Genomic DNA, 21935 nt, shown 5'->3' with positions numbered 1-21935 from the left:
TCGTCGCGACACGGGCTCGTTTTCACATCCCCGTTCTGCCACCCCTTGTCCCACAGGACGGTATTCATGAAGACTTTGACCAAGCTCGGGGCGTTCGCGCTCGCCCTGGTGCTGGTGTTCGGCAGCGCGTACGTCGTCGGCCGGATCGCCGGCCCGCCGCCCAGCGCGGCGGCACCCGCACCGGCCCCGGCCGCCGCGATCGCGGAGGAGGGCGGTCCCGGGGGTCTGAAGATCTCCAAGGAGAGCATGTACCTGAAGGTGCTCACCGACAACTTCCCCGCCGGCGTCCCGCAGACGTTCGCCTTCCAGGTCCTCCAGCACGACGGCACGCCGCTGGTGAAGTACCAGCCGCAGCACGAGAAGCTGATGCACCTCATCGTGGCCAGCCGGGACCTCACCCAGTTCCAGCACATCCACCCCAACCTCGGTCCGGACGGCGTGTGGCGGGTCCCGCTGACCCTGCCGGCGGCGGGCGAGTACCGGGTGTTCGCCGACTACAAGCCGATGTGGGGCATCCACGGCGAGGTGCTGGGCGCGGACGTGTCCGTGTCCGGCGACTACCGGCCGCAGCCGCTGCCCGCCGCGTCGGGCACCACGACCGTCGACGGCTACGAGGTGACCCTGAACGGCGTGTTCAAGCCGGGCCAGGACACCAAGGTGACCGTCACCGTGAGCAAGGACGGCAAGCCGGTCACCGACCTGGAGCCGTACCTGGGCGCGTTCGGCCACCTGGTGGCTTTGCGCGACGGCGACCTGGCCTACCTGCACGTCCACCCGGACGGCACGCCCGGCGACGGCGTGACCCCGTCCGGTCCGGAGATCGTGTTCCACGCGACCGCCGACTCCTACGGCGACTACCGCATGTTCTTCGACTTCCAGCACCAGGGCGTGGTGCGCACGGCCGCGTTCACCGTCCGGGTCGACGGCCCGAACCCGCCGCCGCACGGCCTGGACGAGGCCACCTTCTCAGCGATCAAGGCCAAGAACGAGGAGGCCTACAAGAACGGCGGCACCCCGACCGCCGCGGGCACCAACGGCGGCACCTCGGAGGGGAGCCCGCATGGCCACGGCGGCTGAGACCAAGCTGGAGCTGGTGATCGGCGGGATGACCTGCGCGTCCTGCGCGGCCCGCGTCGAGAACCACCTCAACGAGATCGACGGCGTCGAGGCGACGGTCAACTACGCCACCGAGAAGGCCAAGGTGGTGCTGTCGCTGACCATCCCCGAGGCGGACATCATCAGCGCCGTCGAGGAGATCGGCTACACGGCCAAGCCCGTCGCGCCGCCGGTGTCCACTGTGGACGCCGTAGACCCGGCTGCCGCCGAGGCCGCCGAGCACGACGCCGAGCTGAGGGCGGCCCGCAACCGGCTGTGGATCGTGGCCGTGCTGTCGATCCCGGTGATCGCGCTGTCGATGTTCTCGTTGTTCCAGTTCAAGTACTGGCAGTGGGCGTGCCTCACGCTCGCCGCACCCGTGGTGGTGTGGGGCGCGTGGCCGTTCCACCGGGCGGCGTTCGCGAACCTGAGGCACGGCGCCGCGACCATGGACACCCTGGTGTCGGTGGGCACGATCGCCGCGTTCGCCTGGTCGCTCTACACGTTGTTCCTGGGTGACGCGGGCATGCCCGGCATGAAGCACCCGTTCCGCATCACGCTGGAGCGGACGCCGGGCGAGGGCAACATGTACCTCGAGGTGGCCGCGGGCGTGACCCTGTTCATCCTGTGCGGCCGGTACTTCGAGGCCCGTGCCAAGCGCCGTTCGGGCGCGGCCCTGCGTGCCCTGCTGTCGTTGGGCGCCAAGGACGTGACCGTGCTGCGCGACGGCGTCGAGGCGACCGTGCCGGTGTCGGCGCTCGCCGTCGGCGACCTGTTCCTGGTGCGGCCGGGCGAGAAGGTCGCCACGGACGGCGTGGTGGTCGAGGGTTCGTCGGCGGTGGACGCGAGCATGCTGACCGGCGAGTCCGTGCCGGTCGAGGTCGGGCCGGGTGACGACGTCGTCGGCGCGACGGTGAACGCGGGCGGCCGGCTGGTCGTGCGGGCCACGCGGGTCGGCGCGGACACGCAGCTGGCGCAGATGGCGAAGCTGGTCGAGGAGGCGCAGACCGGCAAGGCCGAGGTGCAGCGGCTCGCGGACCGGGTGTCGGCGGTGTTCGTGCCGGGCGTGATCGCGCTGTCGCTGGCCACCCTGGGCTACTGGATCGGGTCCGAGCAGCCGCTGCCGGCGGCGTTCACGGCGGCCGTGGCGGTGCTGATCATCGCGTGTCCGTGCGCGTTGGGCTTGGCCACGCCCACGGCGTTGCTGGTCGGCACCGGGCGCGGTGCGCAGCTGGGCATCCTGATCAAAGGTCCGCAGGTGCTGGAGTCGACCCGGGCCGTGGACACGGTCGTGCTGGACAAGACCGGCACGGTGACCACGGGCGAGATGACGCTGGTGGACGTCGTGCCGGCGGACGGCGTGACCGACACCGAGCTGCTGCGGCTCGCGGGCGCGGTGGAGAACGCGTCGGAGCACCCGATCGCGCGGGCCATCGTCGCGGGCGCGCGGGACCGGGTGGGCGAGCTGCCGTCCGTGGACGAGTTCACCAGCGAGACCGGGTTGGGCGTGCGCGGGACCGTGGACGGCCACCGGGTCGTCGTCGGTCGGGCGTCACTGATCTCGGACCAGGGTGACCTGCCGTCCGAGCTGGCCTCCGCCCGAGCTGAGGCGGACGCCCAGGGCCGCACGTCGGTCGCGGTCGGGTGGGACGGCGCCGTGCGCGGCCTCCTCGTGGTGTCCGACCAGGTCAAGCCGACCAGCAAGGCGGCCGTGGCGCAGCTGCGCAAGCTCGGGCTCACCCCCGTGCTGCTGACCGGCGACAACGCGGCCGCCGCCCGCGCGGTGGCGGCCGAGGTCGGCATCACCGACGTGGTCGCCGAGGTGCTGCCCGCGGGCAAGGTGGACGAGGTCAAGCGGTTGCAGGAGCAGGGGAAGGTCGTCGCCATGGTCGGCGACGGAGTGAACGACGCCGCCGCGCTCGCCCAGGCCGACCTGGGCATCGCGATGGGCACCGGCAGCGACGTGGCGATCGAGGCGGGTGACCTGACCCTCGTGCGCGGCGACCTGCGGGTGGTGGCGGACGCGATCCGGCTGTCCCGCCGCACCCTGGGCACCATCAAGGGCAACCTGTTCTGGGCCTTCGCCTACAACGTGGCCGCCGTGCCGCTGGCGGCGAGCGGCCTGCTCAACCCGATGCTCGCCGGTCTGATCATGGCGGGCAGCTCGGTGTTCGTGGTCTCGAACAGCCTGCGCCTGCGCCGGTTCAAGGCGTTGGCGGGCAACGAGGTCCCGGCCCCGGCGGTCGAGGTCGCGCCCCGGCCGCTGGTCCCCGCCTCTTGACGCGACTCGCGGTGGCACAGCGAGCACGTCGGCACACCAGAGACGGGAACACCAGCATGGCCGAGGCCCACTGGCGGGCCGACGGCGAACCCCAGCTCGTGCTGCTCCACGGAGCCGGCCTCGGCCGCGCGAGCTGGGACGCCGTCGTCGACCGCATCCCCGGGTTCGTCCGGGCCCTCGCCCTGGACCTGCCGGGGCACAACGGCGTGCCGGGGGTCGCCTACGACCACGAGGTCGTCCCCCGCATCGCCGAGTACGTCGCCGAGCGCCTGGACGCGCTCGGCATCCACCGGCCGCACGTCGTCGGGCACGCCCTGGGCGGCGCGGTCGCGCTCGAACTGGCCCGGCGCGTGCCGGTCGCCGCGGTGACCGCGTTGTGCAGCGCCGGTTTCCGCGCGGTCGGGCAGGCGTCGGTCTGCGTCGCCAAGACCCGCGCGATGCTGCGGGTGGTCTCCGCGTTCGCACCGCGCACCCGCGCGCGGCTGCTGGCCAAGCCGTGGGTGCGCAGGCTCGTCCTGGGCAACCTGTCGGCCCGGCCGAGCGCGTTGACCACGGCCGTGGCGGACGTGGCCGCGATGGTCGCCAGCGACCTGCGCGCGCTGGTCCGGTACGCCGGCCGCTACCGGTTCCGCGCGTCGGAGGTCGGCGACACCACGCCGGTGAACCTGGTGTGGGCCGCACAGGACCAGGTGGTGCCGCCGGCCGACGCCGTGCGCGCCCGCCGGGTCCTGCCCGCCGCGCGGCACCTCGTCGTGCCGGACAGCGGGCACCTGGTGATGCGCGACGACCCGGGCGCGACCGCCGCCGTGATCCACGCCTGCCACCTGAGGTTGCTGCGCGGCAAGCCGCGGCCCACCGCGGGGCCGGCGTGAGCGCCAACCCCCGGTAACCGCAAGGGAATCCGCGTCGAAACGACCGTCGAAGGAGGGAACCGCCCACAGTCGAACGACGACTACTCAGGTGCCGGAAATCGCTGGAACACAAACCCGCTAAGAGGACTGCTCATGGAAATCACCCCGCAGGCTGACAAGGCGTTCGGCGTGGTCGTGGAGGGTTTCGACGCCGAGACCGCGTCGGCCGAGGACATCGCGGCGCTGAAGAAGGCCGTCTACACCAACAAGATCGCGGTGCTCAAGCACCAGGACCTGTCGCCGCAGCAGTTCCTGGCGCTGGGCAAGCGGCTGGGCCGCACCGCCGAGTACTACGAGCCGGTCTACCACCACCCGGAGGTCCCGGAGGTCTTCGTCTCCTCCAACGTCAAGGAGACCGACGGCTCGCAGATCGGCGTGCCCAAGACCGGCAAGTTCTGGCACTCGGACTACCAGTTCATGCCCGAGCCCTTCGACATCACCATGATCTACCCGCAGGTGGTGCCCTCGAAGAACCGCGGCACGTACTTCATCAACATGGCCGCGGCCTACGAGAAGCTGTCGGAGGAGCTGAAGCTCGCCGTCAAGGGCACCACGGCCACGCACAGCGTGCTGCGGTACTTCAAGATCCGGCCGACCGACGTCTACCGTCCGATCTCGGAGATCATCGACGAGGTCAACGCCAAGACCCCGCCGGTGGTCAGCCCCACCGCGGTCACCCACCGGCACACCGGCGAGACCGTGCTGTACCTGAGCGAGGGCTTCACGCTGTCGGTCCAGGACGGCGACGGCAACGACCGCGCGGACCTGCTGCACGAGCTGCTGGAGGCGACCGGCCAGCTGGACCGGACCTACGAGCACGAGAACATCCACCTCCAGACGTTCGAGAAGGGCGACATGCTCGTCTGGGACAACCGCACCCTGATCCACCGGGCGCTGCACACGGCCACGCCCGAGCCCGCGGTGTCCTTCCGCGTCACGGTGTACGACGAGGACGACCTCGTCGCCTGATCGGGACGTTCTCGCGGCGGGGATCCGGCGGTGTGGTGGCCGTCGGATCCCCGCGCACTGGGCCGAACAGCTGGAACGGGAGTGTGCACCATGGCGGGGTTGACTGCGGCGACGATCAGGGCCGATGTGGCCGAGTTGCTGCACCGGAAGCCGGACGAGAGCTTCGACGCGGAGGACCTGTTCGCCGCCGGCCTCGACTCGGTGCGGTTGATGACGCTGGTCGAGCGGTGGCGGGAGGCCGGGGCCGAGATCGACTTCGTGCGCCTGGCCGAGCGGCCGACGCTGGGCGCCTGGCTGGAGCTGTTGGCGGGCCAGGATGTCTGAGGTGCTGCGGTTGGGCGCCGCGCAGGAGGGGATCTGGACCGGTCAGCAGTTCGACCGGGCCAGTCCCGCCTTCAACACCGCCGAGTACGTCGAGGTCCGGGGCGCGGTGGACGTGCCGCTGCTGGTCGCCGCCATCCGCCGGACCGTGTCCGAGGTGGACGCGCTGAACGTGGTGTTCGGCGAGGACGCCGACGGGTGGCCGTTCCAGCGGTTCGCGGAACGGCCGTGGTCGGTGGACGTGGTGGAGGCCGCCGACGAGACCGAGGCGCTGGCGTGGATGCACGCCGACCTGGCAACGCCGGTGGACCTGGAGACCGAGGTCGTGTTCCGGCACGCCGTTTTCATACTCGGGCCTGAGCACTTCCTGTGGTACCAACGGGTGCACCACATCGCGCTGGACGGGTATGGGCTGTCGCTCGTCGCCCGCCGGGTGGCCGAGGTGTACACCGCGCTGGTCGAAGGCCGTGAGCCCGCCGAGCACACGTTCGGGTCGCTGGCGTCCGTCGTTGCCGAGGATCAGTCCTATGTGGAGTCGCCGAAGCTGGAAGCCGCGCGCGAGTACTGGGTGTCCAAGGCGGCGGGGCGGTCGGAGCCGGTGGTGCTGGCCAGGCGTGCGGGGAAGCTCGCCCGGTCCGTGCACCGCGTGACCGCCGACCTGGACGCGGACGACATCACGGCGTTGAAGGAAGTCGCCAAGCGGGCCGGCGCGATGTGGAGCGAGGCCGTCACCGCGACCTTCGCCGCCTACCTGCACCGGATGACCGGCGCGGACGAGCTGACCCTGGCGCTGCCGGTGATGTCCCGGCTGGGCTCGGTGTCGCTGCGCGTGCCGTGCATGGTGACCAACGTCGTGCCGCTGTGGGTCACCGTGAGCCCTCAAGACTCGCTGACCGACCTGACCGCCCAGGTGGCCGCCGAGCTCCGTGCCGCACGCCCGCACCTGCGCTACCGGTACGAGCAGCTGCGCCGGGACCTCAAGCTGGTGGCCAGCGAGCGCAAGCTGTTCGGGCCGTCGGTCAACATCATGCCGTTCGACTACGATCTGCGCTTCGCGGGCCACCGGGCCGTGGTGCGCAACGTCAGCGCCGGGCTGGTGGAGGACCTGGTCGTCCACGTCTACGACCGCGCGGACGGCAGCGGGCTGCGGGTGGTGCTGGACGCCAACCCGAACTGCTACGACCTGGACGAGCTGACCGAGCACCTGACCCGGTTCCGGGCGTTCCTGCGGACCGTCACGGCCGCGCCGGACACCCCCGTCGCCGACGCCGACCTGCTGCTGCCCGGCGAGCGCGAACGCCTCCTGGAGGAGTGGAACGACACCGCCGCGCCGCTGCCGGACGTGACCGTGCCGGAGCTGTTCGAGGCCCAGGTCGCCGCCACCCCCGACCGCACGGCCCTGGTCGCCGGCGACGCCACCCTCACCTTCGCCGAGCTGAACGCCCGCGCGAACCGGCTGGCCCGCCTGCTCGTGGCGTGCGGTGCGGGTCCCGACCGGTACGTGGCCATGCTGCTGCCGCGCACGTCCCAGTCGATCGTGGCCTTGCTGGCGGTGCTGAAGGCGGGCGCGGCCTACGTGCCGATCGACCCCGACCACCCGGCACAGCGCATCGCGGCGACGCTGGCCGACAGCAAGCCCGTCGTGGTGCTTACGACCGAGGCCTTGTGGCGCGTCGAAGCCCCGGCGCGGGTGGTCTTCCTGGACACCGAGCCCGCGTTGCTGTCCGACGAGAACCTGCCGACGACCGCCCGTGCGCACAACGCGGCCTGCCTGATCTACACCTCTGGCTCCACCGGCACGCCCAAGGGTGTCGTCATCGAGCACCGCGGCCTGGTGAACCTGTTCGACCACCACCGCGACACGATGATCCGCCCGGAGTCCACCGGCCGGGTGCGCAAGGCCGCGCTGTCGGCGTCTCTGTCGTTCGACACCTCCTGGGAAGGCCTGCTGTGGCTGCTCGACGGCCACGAGCTGCACTTCGTCGACGACGACCGCCGCCGTGAGCCCGCCGCCATGCTGGCCTACGTCGACCGGCACGGCATCGACTTCATGGACGTCACGCCCACCTACGCCGAGGAGCTGCTGGCGGCCGGGTTCCTGGACGGGCACCGCCCGGCCGTGCTCGCCCTGGGCGGCGAGGCGACCGGACCCGCGTTGTGGAGCACCCTGCGGGACGCCGGAATGTCCGTCTACAACCTCTACGGCCCCACGGAGTGCACGGTCGACACCCTGTGGTGCCGGCTGTCCGACAGCCCCGACCCGATCGTGGGCCGACCGCTGGCCAACACCCGCGCGTACGTGCTGGACGCGCGCCGCCGGCTGGTGCCGCCCGGTGTGGTGGGGGAGTTGTACTTCGGCGGTGCCCCCGTCGCCCGCGGCTACCACGACCGGTCCGAGCTGACCGCCGAACGGTTCGTGGACGACCCGTTCGGGCCGGCCGGCGCGCGCATGTACCGGACCGGGGACCTCGCCCGGTGGCGGCCGGACGGCACGGTCGAGTTCCTGGGCCGCGCGGACGACCAGGTGAAGATCCGCGGGTTCCGGATCGAGCCCGGCGAGGTCGAGGCGGTCCTGGTGAGCCACCCCGCGGTCACGCAGGCCGCCGTGGTGCCGCGCGAGGACACGCCCGGCCTGCTGCGGCTGGTGGCGTACGTGGTGGGTGACGACGTGGAGCCCGCCGAGCTGCGCCGGTACGCCGCCGAACGCCTGCCCGACTACATGGTGCCGCCCGCGTACGTCCCGCTGGAGCGCATCCCGCGCACCACCAACGGCAAGCTCGACCGGGCCGCGCTGCCCGCGCCGGACCTGTCCGCGACAGTGGCCGGCCGGGTGCCGCGCGACCACCGCGAGGCCGTGCTGTGCGGGCTGTTCGCCGAGCTGCTGGGCCTGCCCGCGGTGGGCATCGACGACGACTTCTTCTCGCTGGGCGGGCACTCGCTGCTGGTGGCCCGGCTCATCGGGCGGGTGCGGACCGAGTTCGGCGTGTCCATCGGAATCCGGACGGTGTTCGAGGCCCCGACCGTGGCGAAGCTCGTGCCGAAGCTCGGGACGGACGCCGGCGGCTCGTTCGACGCGGTGCTCCCCCTGCGGACCGGCGGCAGCGGGCCGGCGCTGTTCTGCATGGCCCCGGCGACCGGGCTGGCCTGGTCGTTCGCGGCGCTGCTGGCGCACCTGCCGGACCAGCCCGTGTACGGGCTCCAGCCGGTCGAGGAGTTCGCGTCGGTCGCGGACATGGCGGCGTCCTTCGTGCGGCACGTGCGGGCGATCCAGCCCCTCGGGCCGTACCGGGTGCTGGGCGCGTCCTTCGGCGGGCTCGTGGCGCACGAGATCGCGGTGCAGCTGACCGAGGCCGGCGAGACCGTGGAGCTGGTGGCGTTGCTGGACTCCTTCCCGTTCCCGGCGGCGTGGCGCGACCTGCCGCCGGCCGGGGACGACGAGGTGGCGGCGCTGCTGGGCGACCTGGAGGTGGCCGAGTTCGCGGTGGTGCGCAAGGCGTTCGCGCGCAACTCGGCGCTGGGGTTCGACTGGACGCCTCGGCGGTTCGCCGGGGACGTGCTGCTGTTCGAGGCGACCGAGGGCAAGACCCCGGACTGGCCGGGACCGTCGTCCTGGGAGTCCCACGTGGACGGTGTGACCGTGCACCGGTTGGTCACCACGCACAACGGCATGGTGACGGCTCGGGCGTTGGCCTGGGTCGGCGCGGTTCTGGCGCTGTCGGGCGAACTGCGGAGGGCGTCGTGAACCGGGAGTGGGTCGGGCTGGGCGCGGTGCTCGCCGCGACCTTCATGACCCAGGTGGACGGGTTCGTGGTGAACGTGGCCAGCCCGTCGATCCAGCGGGACCTGTCGGCCGGGTTCGACCAGATCCAGTTCGTCGGCGCGGCCTACGTGATCGCGTTCGGCGCGCTGCTGGTGACCGGGGCGCGGCTGGGCGACCGGGTCGGGCACCGGGCGGTGTTCCTGTGGGGCGTCGCCGGGTTCACCGTGACGTCGCTGCTGTGCGGGGTCGCGCCCACGGCCGACCTGCTGATCGCGGCCCGGTTCCTCCAGGGCGCGGCAGCCGCTTTCATGGCGCCGCAGGTGCTGGCGATCATCCGCGCGACCGTGCCGGACGAGGAGCGGCGGGCGACCGCGATCAGCGTGTACGGGGTGGTGATCGGGCTCGGCGTGATCTGCGGCATCGCGGGTGGCGGCGTGCTGGTGGACCTCGACCTGTTCGGGCTGGGGTGGCGGCCGGTGCTGCTGGTGAACGTGCCGATCGGGCTGGCGGTCCTGGCGCTGGTCCGGGTGCTGCCGGGCGGGACCGCGGGTGCGCCGCACCGGCTGGACCTGGTCGGCGCGGCCCTGACGGCGGTGGCGCTGCCGGCCCTGCTGGTGCCGCTGGTGTTCGGGGCGGACGGGGCCGGGTGGCTGTGGCTCGGGCTGCCGCTCGCGGGCGTGGTCGCCGGGGTGTTGGTGGTGCAGCAGCGGGCGTTGCACCGGGCCGGCGGGGAGCCGCTGTTCCCGCCGCGGGTGGTGACGGTGCCGGGGATGCGGTTGTCGCTGCTGACCGTGCTGTCGCTGTTCGCGACGAACTCCGGGCTGTTCCTGGTGTTCACGTACTACTCGCAGACCGGGCTGGGGCTGTCGCCGCTGGCCGCCGGGCTGGTGTTCGTGCCGCTCGGGTTCGGCTTCTCGCTGGGGTCGGCGGTGTCCAAGCGGCTGGGGCGGCGGGTGGCGTGGCCGATCGCGGCGGTGGGCTGCGGCCTGCTGTCGGCGGTGCTGGTCGGCGCGGCTCTGGCGACCCGGCTGCCCGCGTCGGCGCAGCCGGTGGCGCTGGTGGTGGTGATCCTGTGCGCCGGGTTCGGGCAGGGGTTGGTCGTCGCGCCGCTGGTGGCCGGGATCCTGAGCCGCGTCGAGCCGGGTGATGCCGGTGCGGCGTCGGGGATGGCGACCACCGTGACCCAGTTCGGGTTGGCGTTGGGTGTGGCGGTGGTGGGCGCGTTCTACCGGATGGTGCTCGGTGCCACGCCTGGTGAGCCGGGGGTGCCGTTCGCGGATTCCGCTTTGGCCTTCACCGCCGCTGCCGCGCTGCTGGCCTGCACTTCGGGGATGACCGGCCTGCTCGGCTACCGGTTGCACCGGCTGAAGGCCGGCCTCCGGCCCCCGGATCCATTGTCCCACGAGGTACCGACAAAAACGGTCGTCGTGTCAAGTACTCAGAGGAGGACCGGATGAACGTCAAGCGACTGCCGCTCGCGGTCGTCGGGCTGGTCGCCGCGGCGGCCTGTTCGACGGCCACGGCGGGCAGCACCGACCCGGCGGGGGGCGCGCAGAGCGGCTACCCCGTCACCATCTCCAACTGCGGCAAGGACTACACCTACCAGAAGGCGCCCAGCCGGGTCGTCGTGATGAACGGCGGCTCGGTCGCCGAGGTGTCCGCGCTGCTCGAGCTCGGGCTCGGGGACAAGATCGTCGCCAACGCCCAGTCCTACGGCGCGTCCGAGGTGGACGGCCGGGTGGAGGCGATCAAGGAGCTGCCCACCGGGGACATCAAGCTCAACGACCTCTTCGACATCCCGCGCGAGGCGATGATCGGGCTCAACCCCGACTTCGTCATCTCCACCTACGACGGCGGCTTCCGCGCCGAAGCCGGGTTCGCCACCCGCGACGACCTGGCCGCGGTCGGCGCGAACACCTACGCGCCGGCGTCCTCCTGCGGCGCGGTCGGCACGGTCAGCGGCAAGCCGTCGGTCGAGGACAGCTACGCGCTGCTGCGCGACCTGGGCAAGATCTTCGGCGTGTCCGCCAAGGCCGAGAAGGTCGTCGCGGACGCCAAGAAGCGCATCGCCGACGTCGAGGCCAAGACCGCGAAGCTGCCCAAGCAGAACGCGATGCTCATCATCCCGGGCATGGCGATGGGCGGCGAGTTCAGCTCGGTCGGCGGCAACGGCATCTGGAACGACATCTTCGCCAAGGCCGGCGCGGTCAACGCGTTCGAGGGCGCGACCCAGGACCTGTTCGCCAACCTGTCCGCCGAACAGGTCGCCAAGGCCGACGTGGACGTGCTGGTGATCGTCAACTACATGTCCGAGGACCCGAAGGCCGACGCCCAGAAGCTGTTCGACCGGTTCCCGCAGTGGGACGCGGCCAAGGACAAGCGGTTCGTCGTGCTGTCCGACTCGGTGTACCTGGGCCCGAGCAACCACCTGGCGGTCGAGGCCATCGCGAAGGCCGCCCACCCCGGGGCGCTCTGATCACCATGACCATGGTGTCCCGCCCTCCGGCACCCCGGCCCGCCGTCGCCCGGGTCCGTCCCGCCGCCAGACCGGCGCCGCTGCACGGCGCGCCGCTCGGGCTGTGCCTGCTCGTGCTCGGCGCGCTGCTGGTCGTGGTGGTGCTCGTCGCCGCCGCGGTCGGCTCGGTGCCGGTGTCCGTGGGCGACACCTGGCACATCGTGTGGGGCCACCTCACCGGCTCCGACCCCGGCGTCAACCCGGCGCACGAGCAGATCGTGTGGACCTTCCGCGTCCCGCGCGTCCTGCTCGCCGCGTTGTGCGGCGCGGGGCTCGCGGTCGCCGGTGTCGTGTTGCAGGCGCTGGTGGCCAACCCGCTGGCCGACCCGTTCATCCTCGGCGTGTCCGCGGGCGGGTCGGTCGGCGCGGTCACCGTCATGGCGCTGGGCGCGGGCGCGCTGGGCGGCCTCGGCGTGTCCGGTGCGGCGTTCGTCGGCGCGATGCTCGCCGTGGCGCTGGTGTTCGCGCTCGGGCAGCAGCGCGGGCGGCTCAACCCGGTGCGGCTGGTGCTCGCCGGCGTCGCGGTCAGCTACGTGTTCACCTCGATCACCAGCCTGCTCCAGCTCCAGACCTCGCCCAACAACATGCGGCAGATCATGTTCTGGCTGCTGGGCAGCGTGGCCGGCGCGCGGTGGGACCAGTTGCAGGTGGCCGGGGTGGTGGTGGTCGGCGTGACGCTCGTGCTGACCCTCTACGGCCGCCACCTCAACGCGCTGGTCACCGGCGACGAGTCCGCCACCGCGCTCGGCGTGGACGTCAAGCGGCTGCGGGTGGTGGTGATCGTGCTGACGTCCCTGCTGGCCGGCGTGCTCATCGCGGTCGCGGGCGGCATCGGGTTCGTCGGCCTGATGGTGCCGCACCTGGTGCGGCTGGCCTTCGGCGTGGACCACCGCAGGGTCCTGCCGATCTCCGCGCTCGTCGGCGCGGTCTACCTGGTCGCGGTGGACCTGCTGTGCCGCACGGTGGACCCGCCGAACGAACTTCCGCTGAACATCCTCACCGCCCTCTTCGGCGCGCCGTTCTTCATCTGGCTGATGCGGCGGGATCGGAGCCTTTCACACTCATGAAACTCCAATTGAGACAAGTCAGCGTCACCATCGGCGGCACGCCGATCCTGCACGACGTGGACCTCGACGTCGCGCCCGGCGATTTCGTCGGACTGCTCGGCCCGAACGGCAGCGGGAAGTCCACGTTGCTGCGCACGGTCTACCGGTCGATGCGCCCGTCCGGCGGCACCGTGCTGCTCGGCGGGGACGACGTCTGGTCGCTGTCCGCCCGCGCCGCCGCCCGGCGGACCGCGGCCGTGCTCCAGAACAGCCCGACGCCCGCCGGCCTGACGGTCCGCGAGGTCGCCGCGCTCGGCCGCACCCCGCACAAGGGCATGTTCGACCGGGAGACCGGCGAGGACCACGACATCGTGGCCGACGCGCTGGAGCGCACCGGGATGCTCGGCCACGCGGACCGGATCTACGGGTCGCTGTCCGGCGGCGAACGCCAGCGCGTGCTGCTGGCGCGGGCGCTGGCCCAGCAGCCGCAACTGCTGGTGCTGGACGAACCGACCAACCACCTGGACATCCGCGCCCGGTTCGAGCTGCTGGAACTGGTGCACACGCTGGGCGTGACCACGCTGGCCGTGCTGCACGACCTCGACCTGGCGGTCCGCAGCTGCCACCGCCTGGTCGTGCTCGACGGCGGCCGGATCGTCGCGTCCGGACCGGTGCTGGAAGCGCTCACGCCGGACGTGCTGTCCGCCGTTTTCGGTGTCAAGGCGGTGACGGAGCGCCATGACGACGGCGTCGTGCGGGTCACGTACGGTGCGCGTCCGCTCGCAAAAGCGGGATGACCGCCCGCCTATAGCTCCCCGCGTCGCGGCTATTGCGCAAAGTCGGGCCACCGGTGATCGGGTGGCCCGACTTCGTCATGTCCGGAACGCACGGTTCGGGACTTGTCGGCGTACCACCCGGTACGGCGCTGAACCGGGTGGTACGAAATCGGCGGTCCGTCGATTTTCGTTCGGGTGCGGGACTTTCGCCGGTTCCGTCGAGTGGGGGCGGTGCGTCTTGAGCGTGGTGGGGCTTGGTGGGGTGGGCCGGGGGCGTGGAGTGGTGGGCCGGGGGTGTGGTGCGGTGGGTCGGGGGTGTGGTGCGGTGGGTCGCGGTCACTCCGGAGGGGGTCCGGCGGCGGGGTCGGGCGTGGGGAACAAGCGCGCGAGCACCGCCTCCGTCACGTCCGGCCACGCGACAGCGGCCGACATCCGGACCCGCCGGGTCACCGCGGCGGCCTGGTCCAGCCACCGCGCGCACGCGCCACAGTGCTCCAGGTGCTCGTCCGCGAGCCTTTCCAGCTCGGCCGGCCCGGTTTCGGAGTCCAGCCGCGCGCTCAACGCCGGTCGAATGTCGTCGCAATCCACGGACTAGTAGTCGCCGGTTCTCCCCGGATGGTTCCAACACATTCTGGTCAACGCGGTGAAGACCCCTTGGATGTCGCTGGTGCGCGTTCTCGGGAGCATTTTCAGGGGCTAGCCTCGGAATCATGTCGGAAACACCGGGGGACGACCCGACCACCGCCCTTCTCCTCGCCGTCGGACGTGGTGACCGCGCCGCGGCGGACCCATTCATCCGCGCTACGCAGCGTGACGTCTGGCGGTTCCTCGTCTACCTCGTCGGGCATTCCGACGCCGAGGACCTGACCCAGGAGACCTTCGTCCGCGCACTGGGCAGCGCCCCCGGGTTCACCGGCCGCGCCGGCGCCCGGACCTGGCTGCTGGCCATCGCCCGCCGGGTCGCCGCGGACCACTTCCGCGCCGCCGCCACCCGCCCCGCGATCGCCTCCGACCAGGACTGGCAGGCCGCCGCGGACCGCTTCGGGGCGCACCACCTGCCCGGCCTGGACGACACCGTCGCCATCAAGCTGGCCGTGCGCACCCTGTCCGGCGAGCGCCGCGACGCCTTCGTGTTGACGCAGGTCGTGGGCCTGGGCTACGCCGAGGCCGCGCAGGTGTGCGGTTGCCCGGTGGGGACGATCCGGTCACGCGTCGCGCGCGCCCGGCGGGACCTGGTGTCCGTCCTGGCCCCGGCGGTGGTGCGTCCGCAGGCCGCCGGCTGACCTGCGGTGCCTGCGGAGCTGGGCGGCGGTGGTGGTGGGTCCGCAGGCCGCTGGCTGACCTGTGGTGCCTGGGGAGGCGGGCGGCGGTGGTGGTGCGTCCGCAGGTCGCTGGCTGACCTGCGGTGCCTGGGGAGCCGGGCGGTGGCGGTGGTGCGTCCGCAGGTCGCTGGCTGACCTGCGGTGCCTGGGGAGCCGGGCGGCGGTGGTGGTGCGTCCGCACGCCGCGGCTAGGCCGGGTGGCCCTGCCGCCGGCGTCCGCACGGCCGCCCGCGTTGCCCTGCTCGGGTTGGGAAAAGTTGCGTACCGCAGTGACTCCCCGTCGGTTCTTGACGACCGTCCTTTTCCTGTGGAAAAGTCCCAGGACAACCCGCCCCCGCTGATCTGGACAACAGTCTGATATTTGCGGTAGGAATCGGTTTCACTGGTGGTGGAGCCGGTAGCCTTGTTCTGCCGAGCACTGCGTCGGGAAATGTCTTCGACACGGGGGTTCGTGGCGGCGGCACCGTCACGCGGGGGGTTGTCGCCAACTGCGTGCAGGAACGCCGCCGGCGCAGGGTTGTAACTTACTGGGGAGTTAAACGTGTTTGGTCGAACATGGCCCGGAACAGGGCAGCGCCGTCACCTCGGGACAGGTCGGCTCGCGTTACGGGCGGACAGCCCCTCGAGCACGCGCAGGTCGAGCTAGTCGGCACGGGGGCCAGCAGTGAACCCCTCCGCCGCCACCACCGCCCCTCCTCCTCCGCGCGGCTTCCTGCCGCTGCCCGCACCACGCCTGGCCATGGGCGTGGTCACCGCGGTGTTCGCGTGCATCAGCCTGATCGGCTTCCTGCACGTCCTGCTCCTGCCGGTGAGCGCGGGCGCGATCGCACTGTCCTTCCTGTGCATCGCCGCCCTCATGGCCATGCAGCTCATGTGGTACGCCCGCGACAACGGCCGGCTGCGCACCCCGCTCGGGTACGGCGTCCTGGCGGCGCAGGCGTGCCTGGTGTACCTGCCGATCCTGCTGTTCGGCCAGGCCTGGGTGGGCATGCCGGGCTTCCTCGCGGGCAGCGTCCTGCTGGTCCTGCGCTCCGTCGCGGCGTGGACGGCGTTCAGCGCGATCGTCGCCTCGATGGGCGTGATCCAGTGGCTGTTCACCGCCGAACCCATCGACATGCTCTACACCGCGATCTCCACGGTCACCACGGGTCTGGTGGTGTACGGGCTGTCCCGGTTGACCGCGCTGGTCGCGGAGGTCCAGGCGAGCCGGGCCGAGATCGCCCGCATGGCGGTGCTCCAGGAGCGGCTGCGGTTCGCCCGGGACCTGCACGACCTGTTGGGGTACAGCCTGTCCGCGATCGCGCTGAAGATCGAACTGGCGCACCGGTTGATCGAGAAGTCGCCGCAGGAGGCGGGTGACCAGCTGCTGGAGATCCTGGAGATCTCCCGCCTGGCGCTGTCGGACGCGCGGACGGTCGCGAGCGGGTACCGGGAGCTGTCGCTGGAAGAGGAGTGCCGCTCGGCCGTGTCGGTGCTCCAGGCCGCGGACATCCACGTGGAGCTGGACGCCGACCACATCGACCTGCCGGTGCAGGTCAGCACCGTCCTGGCCACGGTCCTGCGCGAGGGCGTGACGAACCTGTTGCGGCACAGCAAGGCCAAGAACTGCCACATCACCATCCGGCAGACCCAGGACACCGCGTCCCTCGAGATCGTCAACGACGACCTGGCCGAACGGCCGCGGGGCGGGCGGGCGCCGGGGAGCGGTCGAGGTGGGTTGCAGAACCTGTCCGTGCGGGCCAAGGAGATCGGCGGGGCGGTGACTGTGTCGCACTCGCCGGAGGAGTTCCGGTTGAGGGCTGAGGTGCCGTTGCGGTATGACCGGCATGCGGCTGCGCGTCGCGCCGAGTCTGACGCTGCCGGGGGCTAGGGCGGTTCACGCTCCTCAACGCGCTGGGCGTTCTCAAGATCAAAAGATGAAAAGCGGCGCTCGCCGCGCGGCAGGCCGCCAGCGGGGGGTGAAGGGCGTCGGTTCCCCCGCCGCATGGCCTGGCGGAGCCAACCACACTTCGGGCCGGGTGCCGCTAAAACTTTTTGCTCGTTCCTCGCAAAAACTTTCGGCTGCACCCGACCCGAAGTGCGGTAGCCCTTCGGGCAGGCCATACGGCGGGGGAACCGAGGCCCTTCACCTGTGGTTGGTACCACAGCGCGCTTCGCGCGCCGAAGAGCAGCGTTGCGCGCGGGTGGTGAACGCCCGGCGACGTCCGGTGGTCCGTGTCGTGACGTTCCTGGGGCTGAACGCAGAAATGCCCGGAGTCCTGCCCCGGTGGGGAGGGCTTCGGGCCGTTGTCGTGCTGTCCTGTGTGGACTGTTCTGTCTCAAATGGTCGGAGCGCGGGGCGGGCGGGTGGTGTGGGGTGGATATGCGTTATAGCCAGCCGGCCTCGCGGGCGATGCGGATGGCGTCGACCCGGTTGCGGGCGTTGAGCTTGTTGATGATCGTTGTCACGTAGTTGCGGACCGTGCCCACGGACAGGAACATCTGGGCCGCGATGTCGACTGCTTGCAGGCCTTCCGCAGTAAGGCGGAGAACTTCTGTCTCTCGTGCGGTAAGGGGGGACTCCGCACTGTCCCATGCGGACATCGCCAGTTGGCTGTCCACGACCCGCCGACCGGCGGCGACGCTGCGGATGGCGTCGGCCAGCTCGGTCGGCGGGGCGTCCTTGAGCAGGAAACCCGTTGCCTTGGCGGACAAGGCTCGGCGCAGGTTGCCTGGTCTGCCTAGTCCGGTGAGGATCAGCGTCCGGACCTCGGGGCAGGCCGCGTGGATCTCGCTCAGCGCGGTCAGGCCGTCCTTGCCGGGCAGGTCGATGTCGATGACCGCCACGTCCGGGCAAACCCGCTGGGCCGTGGGCAGAATGTCGGTGCCCGACGAAACCTCTGCCACCACTTCGATGTCGGGCTCCAGGTTGAGCAACGCGACGAGCGCGCCCCGGACCATGTGCATGTCCTCGGCCAGCATCACCTTGATCAACTCGGCAACCCCCTCAGCCGCGCGTGTCACCGGTTGTACCACGCCGCGGCAAGCATGATGTACAACCGTTTCCTGCTCTGGCAGGGGATTTAAGCAAGATGTCAGCGGTGTCGCAGACACCCTCACATTCCGTGCACGGCCGAGTACGGTTCGTCGTAGTAGGAGTCCGGGAACCCCACGGCGAACTCGGCGACGCTCACCTCCGCCGGCCAGTCGAGACCCAGCGCGGCGGGGGAGGTGTCGTCGTCTCCCATGGCCAGTGCGCACGCCGCCAGGCCGAGGCCCGTGGCGACGAGGTACAGCGTCTGCTGGAGCACGCCGACGTGCTTGAGCGTGGTGGCGTAGGAGATCCCGTCGAACACCCACGCCATCCGGTCCATCCGCGCGGTGATCGTGAGCAGCGCGGGTGGTGGGCGGCGGGTGCCGGTGGTGACGCGGGCGCTGTCGAGGACCTCGTCCACGGCCGCCGGGTCGTCGTTCACCAGGGTGAGCGCGTGGTCGGTGGCCGAGTAGTGGTAGATCCCGCGCGGCAGGTCCGGGCACCGGTCGGCGGTCAGGTACAGCTCCAGCTCGTACAGCGAACCCGCGCCGGGGTACGGGCGTCGGGTCACCTCGTACCGGGTGCCGCCGGGGCCGTCGACCTCCTGGCGCGAGCGGACGGCCGCCGCGTGGTGCAGGAGTTCGCCGAGTCGGGCCGCGGTCGGCGACTCGGCGGCGAAGGCGCGGGTGGAGCGCCTCGCCTCGATGGCTTCGACGAGTGTGATGTCGGTGGGGGTGTCCGTGGGGCGGGGGAGGGGGAAGCGTCGGCCCGGTGGTGCGGGTTTCGCGGCCGGGGGTGGTGGGGTCTTGTCGACGTGGCGGAAGGTCGCGCCCGCCGGTTCGTCGTGGCGGCCCAGGCGGCTGCGGGAGTGGAACATCAGCTCGTACGGGGACCACGAGCGCAGGGCCGGGTCGTGGTCCTCGCCGAACGTGCCGTTCTCGGCGACCACCACCATGCCGGCGCCGATCAGGTAGGCGACGATCTCGCCGACCAAGGCGACCGGCAGCCCCACGCGCCGCGCCACCTCGGCGACCGTCGTGGGGCGCGCCAAGGCGGCGATCACCGCGGACGGCTGCGGGCGGTGCAGGACGACGCGGTGGTGCGACAGCGGGGACTCCTGCACCAGTTCGCCGTCCCGCTGCCGCGCCAGGGCGAAGCGGGACAGGCGGACCGGGTGGTCGGGCGGCACATCCGGCAGTTCCAGCACCCCGTGCGGGGAGACCGGTTGGGCGGACAGCAGCGGGATCGCGGAGTCCCGCGAGCCCAGGGACCGGACGATGCGGCCGGGCAGCCTGTCGAACAGGCCGTGCAGCTCTTCCTCGTCCAGCCCGTCGACGTTGCCGAGGGCGACCGGCCCGAAGGTCATGCGGTGCAGGACCTCCTCGATCGCCCGCCCCGGCGGATCGAGGGTCACGTCGCCCCAGCGGGCGAGGATCGTCAGGCTGCCGTCCTCGGCCGTCTCGATGGCCACGTCGTCCCGGAAGGACCACAGCGAGAGGGTCGCCCCGGGTGGTGGCACGTCGGCGTCGGATCGCAATGTGTGCTCCTTGGCGGTCACGCGGTGGGGGCCGCGTGCGTCCGCATCACACGAACAGGGGTATCGGGTTGAGGCGCTCGTAAGCTGTGGGGCGGTCCAGCCTGCCGAGCTTGACGGGGACGTCGAACAGACGCCCGGGTGCGAACCGCGCCCAGAAGCCGCGCATCCCCGGCACGATCGCTTTCACGACGGGGAGCCCGACGTCCGGGCGGGTCTGGTCGAGCACCATGACGTTCAGGCCCAGCGCCTCGAGCTGGTGTTGCAGGGCCGTCACGTCCTGGTGCAGATCGTCGGTCGGGGTGTGGCGGTAGTGCGCCCTGGTCCGGGGGATCACCTCGGGGTCGGGGCGCAGCCAGGGGTCACCCTCCCACGTCGCGGTGCGCCACCAGCGCACGGCGTCCGGGTCGGACCAGCCGTACTCGTCGCGGTCGTCGCGCGCGTCGACCACGGCGGGCAGCAGCTGGTTCATCTCGGTCAGCGCCCGCACCAGGGCCACGGCCGGGTCGGGGTGTGCCCCGAAGCCGAACATGACGTCCTGGCACCGCTTGTCGGTGCGCCGGGACAGCGCCGCCATCGTCGGGACGCCGACGTCCGACGACACGTCCAGCACCCACACCTCGCGGTGCAGGCCCGCGTACACCTCGCGCAGCTCGTCGATCCAGCGGTCGCCGAAGCTGTCGAGGTCCACGGCCGGGGCTTGGGTGCGGTTGTACCACCACAGCGCCACGGCGTCGCGCTCCACCAGTTCCAGGAGCCCTTGCAGCAAGGCGTCTTCCAGGCTCGCGCCGGCGGCGTTGCCGTTGGAGTCGGCGTTGAGCGAGGCACCACCGTGCCGCGCCGGGACGTCGAAGTACAGCATGGAGGTGGGCAGGAGGCGGTGGCGCTGCTCGGTGAGCGACCACACCGGGGTCCAGGTCGTCTCCGCGGTCTCGTCGAAGGGGGCGCACACGTACTGGAACGGCGAGCACGTCGCGTTCCAGCGCTCCCGGTCGGCGTACTGGCGCTCGTCGAACAGCAGGCACTCGTTGGGGTGCACCGCGTTCTCCAGGTCCACGAACCGGCCGGTGACGGTGGCCTCGTCGCCGTGGAAGTACGCGCTGTGCCGCTCGACGGCCTCGCACAACGCGCTCACCTCGGCGTGCAGCGGGGTCACGCCCTTGCCGCCGTTCTCGGCGCGCAGCGCGGACCGCATCTGGTCGGCGCTGCGGCGGGTGGTCAGGGCGAGGTTCGGGCCGGAGCGGAAGGAGTTGAGGAACGCCGGGCCGCGGTCGTCACGGGTGATCTCCTTGACCACGCCGGTGACCGGGCTGACCAGGTGCCCGTGCTCGGCCAGCACCTGCTCGGGCGAGCGCGACCGGTGCCCGCCGCCGGTTCGGGAGGCCTTTTTGCGGCTCTGGAGGGTCACGGGTTCGAAGGTCTTGTCGCGGATGAGGTCCGCGTGACCGCACTCCGGGCACTGGGGGCGGGCGCGCAGCTCGTGGTGCTTGCCGCCCAAGCCGATGCTGTCCAGCGTCCACACCGCGCGCTGGCCGTCGTGGCGCAGGCCCGCCAACCACTTCACCGCCTCCATCGCCACCAGGTTCAGCGCGGCGGTGCGCAGCGGCGGCAGCGACACGTCCGGCGGCACGACCGGCGTGTCGACCAGGGTGCGCAGGCGCGTCTCGGCCTGGCGGTGACCGCGCAGCCGGTGCGCCAGGCAGTGCCAGCAGCCGGTGCCGGCGGCCGGGTCGAACACCGGACCCAGCCACACCTGCGCGCCACCCGGCTTGGCCAGCAGCCACGGCCGCCCGGAGGCGCGGTGCGCCGCGTCCACGTCGGCCAGCCCCTCCTCCAGGTAGTCGTCGCACAGCACGATCGACAGGTCGGAACCCGCCGCGGGAAAGTTCCCCGGCATCCGGGTGACGGTGAGACCGGCGTCGGTCACGGCGCGCACCGCGCCCTCGGCGCAGGTGCCGACGGTGAGCAGACCCACCTGCGCGCCGGCGGTGGCGGTCGTGGCGGCGGACGGGTCGACGCCGGCGGCCTCCCAGTAGGCCAGGGACGGCTCGTCCTCGGAGTCGCACGCGGGCCGCACGGTCACCAGGTCGGCCTCCACCAGGCCCATGACGACCGCGCCGACCTCGGCGGGGGACAGGCCGGCCTCGCGCACCAGGGTGGCCAGGTCGCGGCTGCCGTCCAGCAGCGGGGCCACCGCCTCGACGTGCGCACCCCGCACGGAGGTCGCCCCGCGCTCGGACAGCACGTACACGGCGTCGCCGCGCACCACGTGCGCCCGCAGGTGCCGCTTGAACCCGACCCGCAGCTCCGCTCCGCCACCCGGCATGGTGTCCCCCTGCTCGACCAGTGCCGCTCCAGCGGCGCTCCAGCGTGCTCCCACCGAAGCGTCCCG

General features: G+C 71.9%; 16 protein-coding genes. 12 read left to right on the top strand and 4 right to left on the bottom strand.

The genetic code is table 11. The features are described from left to right. The first annotated feature begins 66 nt into the window (after positions 1–66). The 10 genes from DFJ66_RS17015 (at position 67) to DFJ66_RS16970 (ending at position 13695) form a co-directional block, all read left to right on the top strand. On the top strand, positions 67–1077 hold the full coding sequence (locus DFJ66_RS17015) for a hypothetical protein (protein WP_211351202.1): 1011 nt from the start codon (positions 67–69) through the stop codon (positions 1075–1077). Then, the gene (locus DFJ66_RS17010) at positions 1061–3376 is read left to right on the top strand and encodes a heavy metal translocating P-type ATPase (RefSeq protein ID WP_121222383.1); all 2316 of its coding nucleotides are present in this window, start codon (positions 1061–1063) and stop codon (positions 3374–3376) included. Before DFJ66_RS17015 ends, DFJ66_RS17010 begins: the two co-directional genes overlap by 17 nt. Positions 3377–3432: 56 nt before the next feature. Continuing rightward, a complete protein-coding gene (locus DFJ66_RS17005) occupies positions 3433–4248 on the top strand; it encodes an alpha/beta fold hydrolase (protein WP_121222382.1) in 816 nt (271 codons plus the stop codon). Positions 4249–4380: 132 nt separating this feature from the next. After that, positions 4381–5256, top strand: coding sequence for a (3R)-3-[(carboxymethyl)amino]fatty acid oxygenase/decarboxylase (gene scoE / locus DFJ66_RS17000; RefSeq protein WP_121222381.1), 876 nt, complete (start codon positions 4381–4383; stop codon positions 5254–5256). 90 nt (positions 5257–5346) lie between these two features. After that, the gene (locus tag DFJ66_RS16995; RefSeq protein WP_121231300.1) at positions 5347–5580 is read left to right on the top strand and encodes a phosphopantetheine-binding protein; all 234 of its coding nucleotides are present in this window, start codon (positions 5347–5349) and stop codon (positions 5578–5580) included. Beyond that, a complete protein-coding gene (locus tag DFJ66_RS16990; protein ID WP_121222380.1) occupies positions 5573–9319 on the top strand; it encodes a non-ribosomal peptide synthetase in 3747 nt (1248 codons plus the stop codon). Before DFJ66_RS16995 ends, DFJ66_RS16990 begins: the two co-directional genes overlap by 8 nt. Beyond that, on the top strand, positions 9316–10794 hold the full coding sequence (locus DFJ66_RS16985; protein WP_121222379.1) for an MFS transporter: 1479 nt from the start codon (positions 9316–9318) through the stop codon (positions 10792–10794). The genes DFJ66_RS16990 and DFJ66_RS16985 overlap by 4 nt, the downstream gene beginning before the upstream one ends. Beyond that, a complete protein-coding gene (locus tag DFJ66_RS16980) occupies positions 10791–11813 on the top strand; it encodes an ABC transporter substrate-binding protein (RefSeq protein ID WP_121222378.1) in 1023 nt (340 codons plus the stop codon). The genes DFJ66_RS16985 and DFJ66_RS16980 overlap by 4 nt, the downstream gene beginning before the upstream one ends. A 14-nt stretch (positions 11814–11827) precedes the next feature. After that, positions 11828–12919, top strand: a complete 1092-nt coding sequence (locus tag DFJ66_RS16975; protein WP_211351200.1) for a FecCD family ABC transporter permease — start codon at positions 11828–11830, stop codon at positions 12917–12919. Between the two features lie 8 nt (positions 12920–12927). After that, complete coding sequence (locus DFJ66_RS16970) at positions 12928–13695, top strand: ABC transporter ATP-binding protein (protein ID WP_246029791.1); 768 nt, start codon at positions 12928–12930, stop codon at positions 13693–13695. A gap of 315 nt (positions 13696–14010) precedes the next feature. Here DFJ66_RS16970 and DFJ66_RS42795 read toward each other — a convergent pair whose 3' ends face one another. Further along, positions 14011–14262 carry a zf-HC2 domain-containing protein gene (locus DFJ66_RS42795; protein ID WP_170199469.1) on the bottom strand — a complete coding sequence of 84 codons (252 nt, stop codon included), beginning with the start codon at positions 14260–14262 and terminating at the stop codon, positions 14011–14013. Positions 14263–14384: 122 nt separating this feature from the next. Here DFJ66_RS42795 and DFJ66_RS16960 point away from each other — a divergent pair, with 122 nt between their 5' ends. Continuing rightward, on the top strand, positions 14385–14957 hold the full coding sequence (locus DFJ66_RS16960) for a sigma-70 family RNA polymerase sigma factor (RefSeq protein ID WP_121222375.1): 573 nt from the start codon (positions 14385–14387) through the stop codon (positions 14955–14957). A gap of 703 nt (positions 14958–15660) precedes the next feature. Beyond that, positions 15661–16866 carry a sensor histidine kinase gene (locus DFJ66_RS16955; RefSeq protein WP_121222374.1) on the top strand — a complete coding sequence of 402 codons (1206 nt, stop codon included), beginning with the start codon at positions 15661–15663 and terminating at the stop codon, positions 16864–16866. Between the two features lie 497 nt (positions 16867–17363). Here DFJ66_RS16955 and DFJ66_RS16950 read toward each other — a convergent pair whose 3' ends face one another. The 3 genes from DFJ66_RS16950 to DFJ66_RS16940 all read right to left on the bottom strand — a co-directional run bounded on the left by DFJ66_RS16950 (position 17364) and on the right by DFJ66_RS16940 (position 21923). After that, a complete protein-coding gene (locus DFJ66_RS16950) occupies positions 17364–17969 on the bottom strand; it encodes a response regulator transcription factor (RefSeq protein ID WP_121231298.1) in 606 nt (201 codons plus the stop codon). A 122-nt stretch (positions 17970–18091) separates the two neighbouring features. Continuing rightward, positions 18092–19546: a SagB family peptide dehydrogenase gene (locus tag DFJ66_RS16945; protein ID WP_147459290.1), complete on the bottom strand. Its 1455-nt coding sequence runs from the start codon at positions 19544–19546 to the stop codon at positions 18092–18094. 46 nt (positions 19547–19592) lie between these two features. Further along, a complete protein-coding gene (locus DFJ66_RS16940) occupies positions 19593–21923 on the bottom strand; it encodes a TOMM precursor leader peptide-binding protein (protein ID WP_342776960.1) in 2331 nt (776 codons plus the stop codon). Positions 21924–21935: the final 12 nt, after the last annotated feature.

Source organism: Saccharothrix variisporea (assembly GCF_003634995.1).
Taxonomy (GTDB): domain Bacteria; phylum Actinomycetota; class Actinomycetes; order Mycobacteriales; family Pseudonocardiaceae; genus Actinosynnema; species Actinosynnema variisporeum.
The sequence above is the reverse complement of the archived record's forward strand: the minus strand, read 5'-3'. Positions and strand labels throughout refer to the sequence as shown.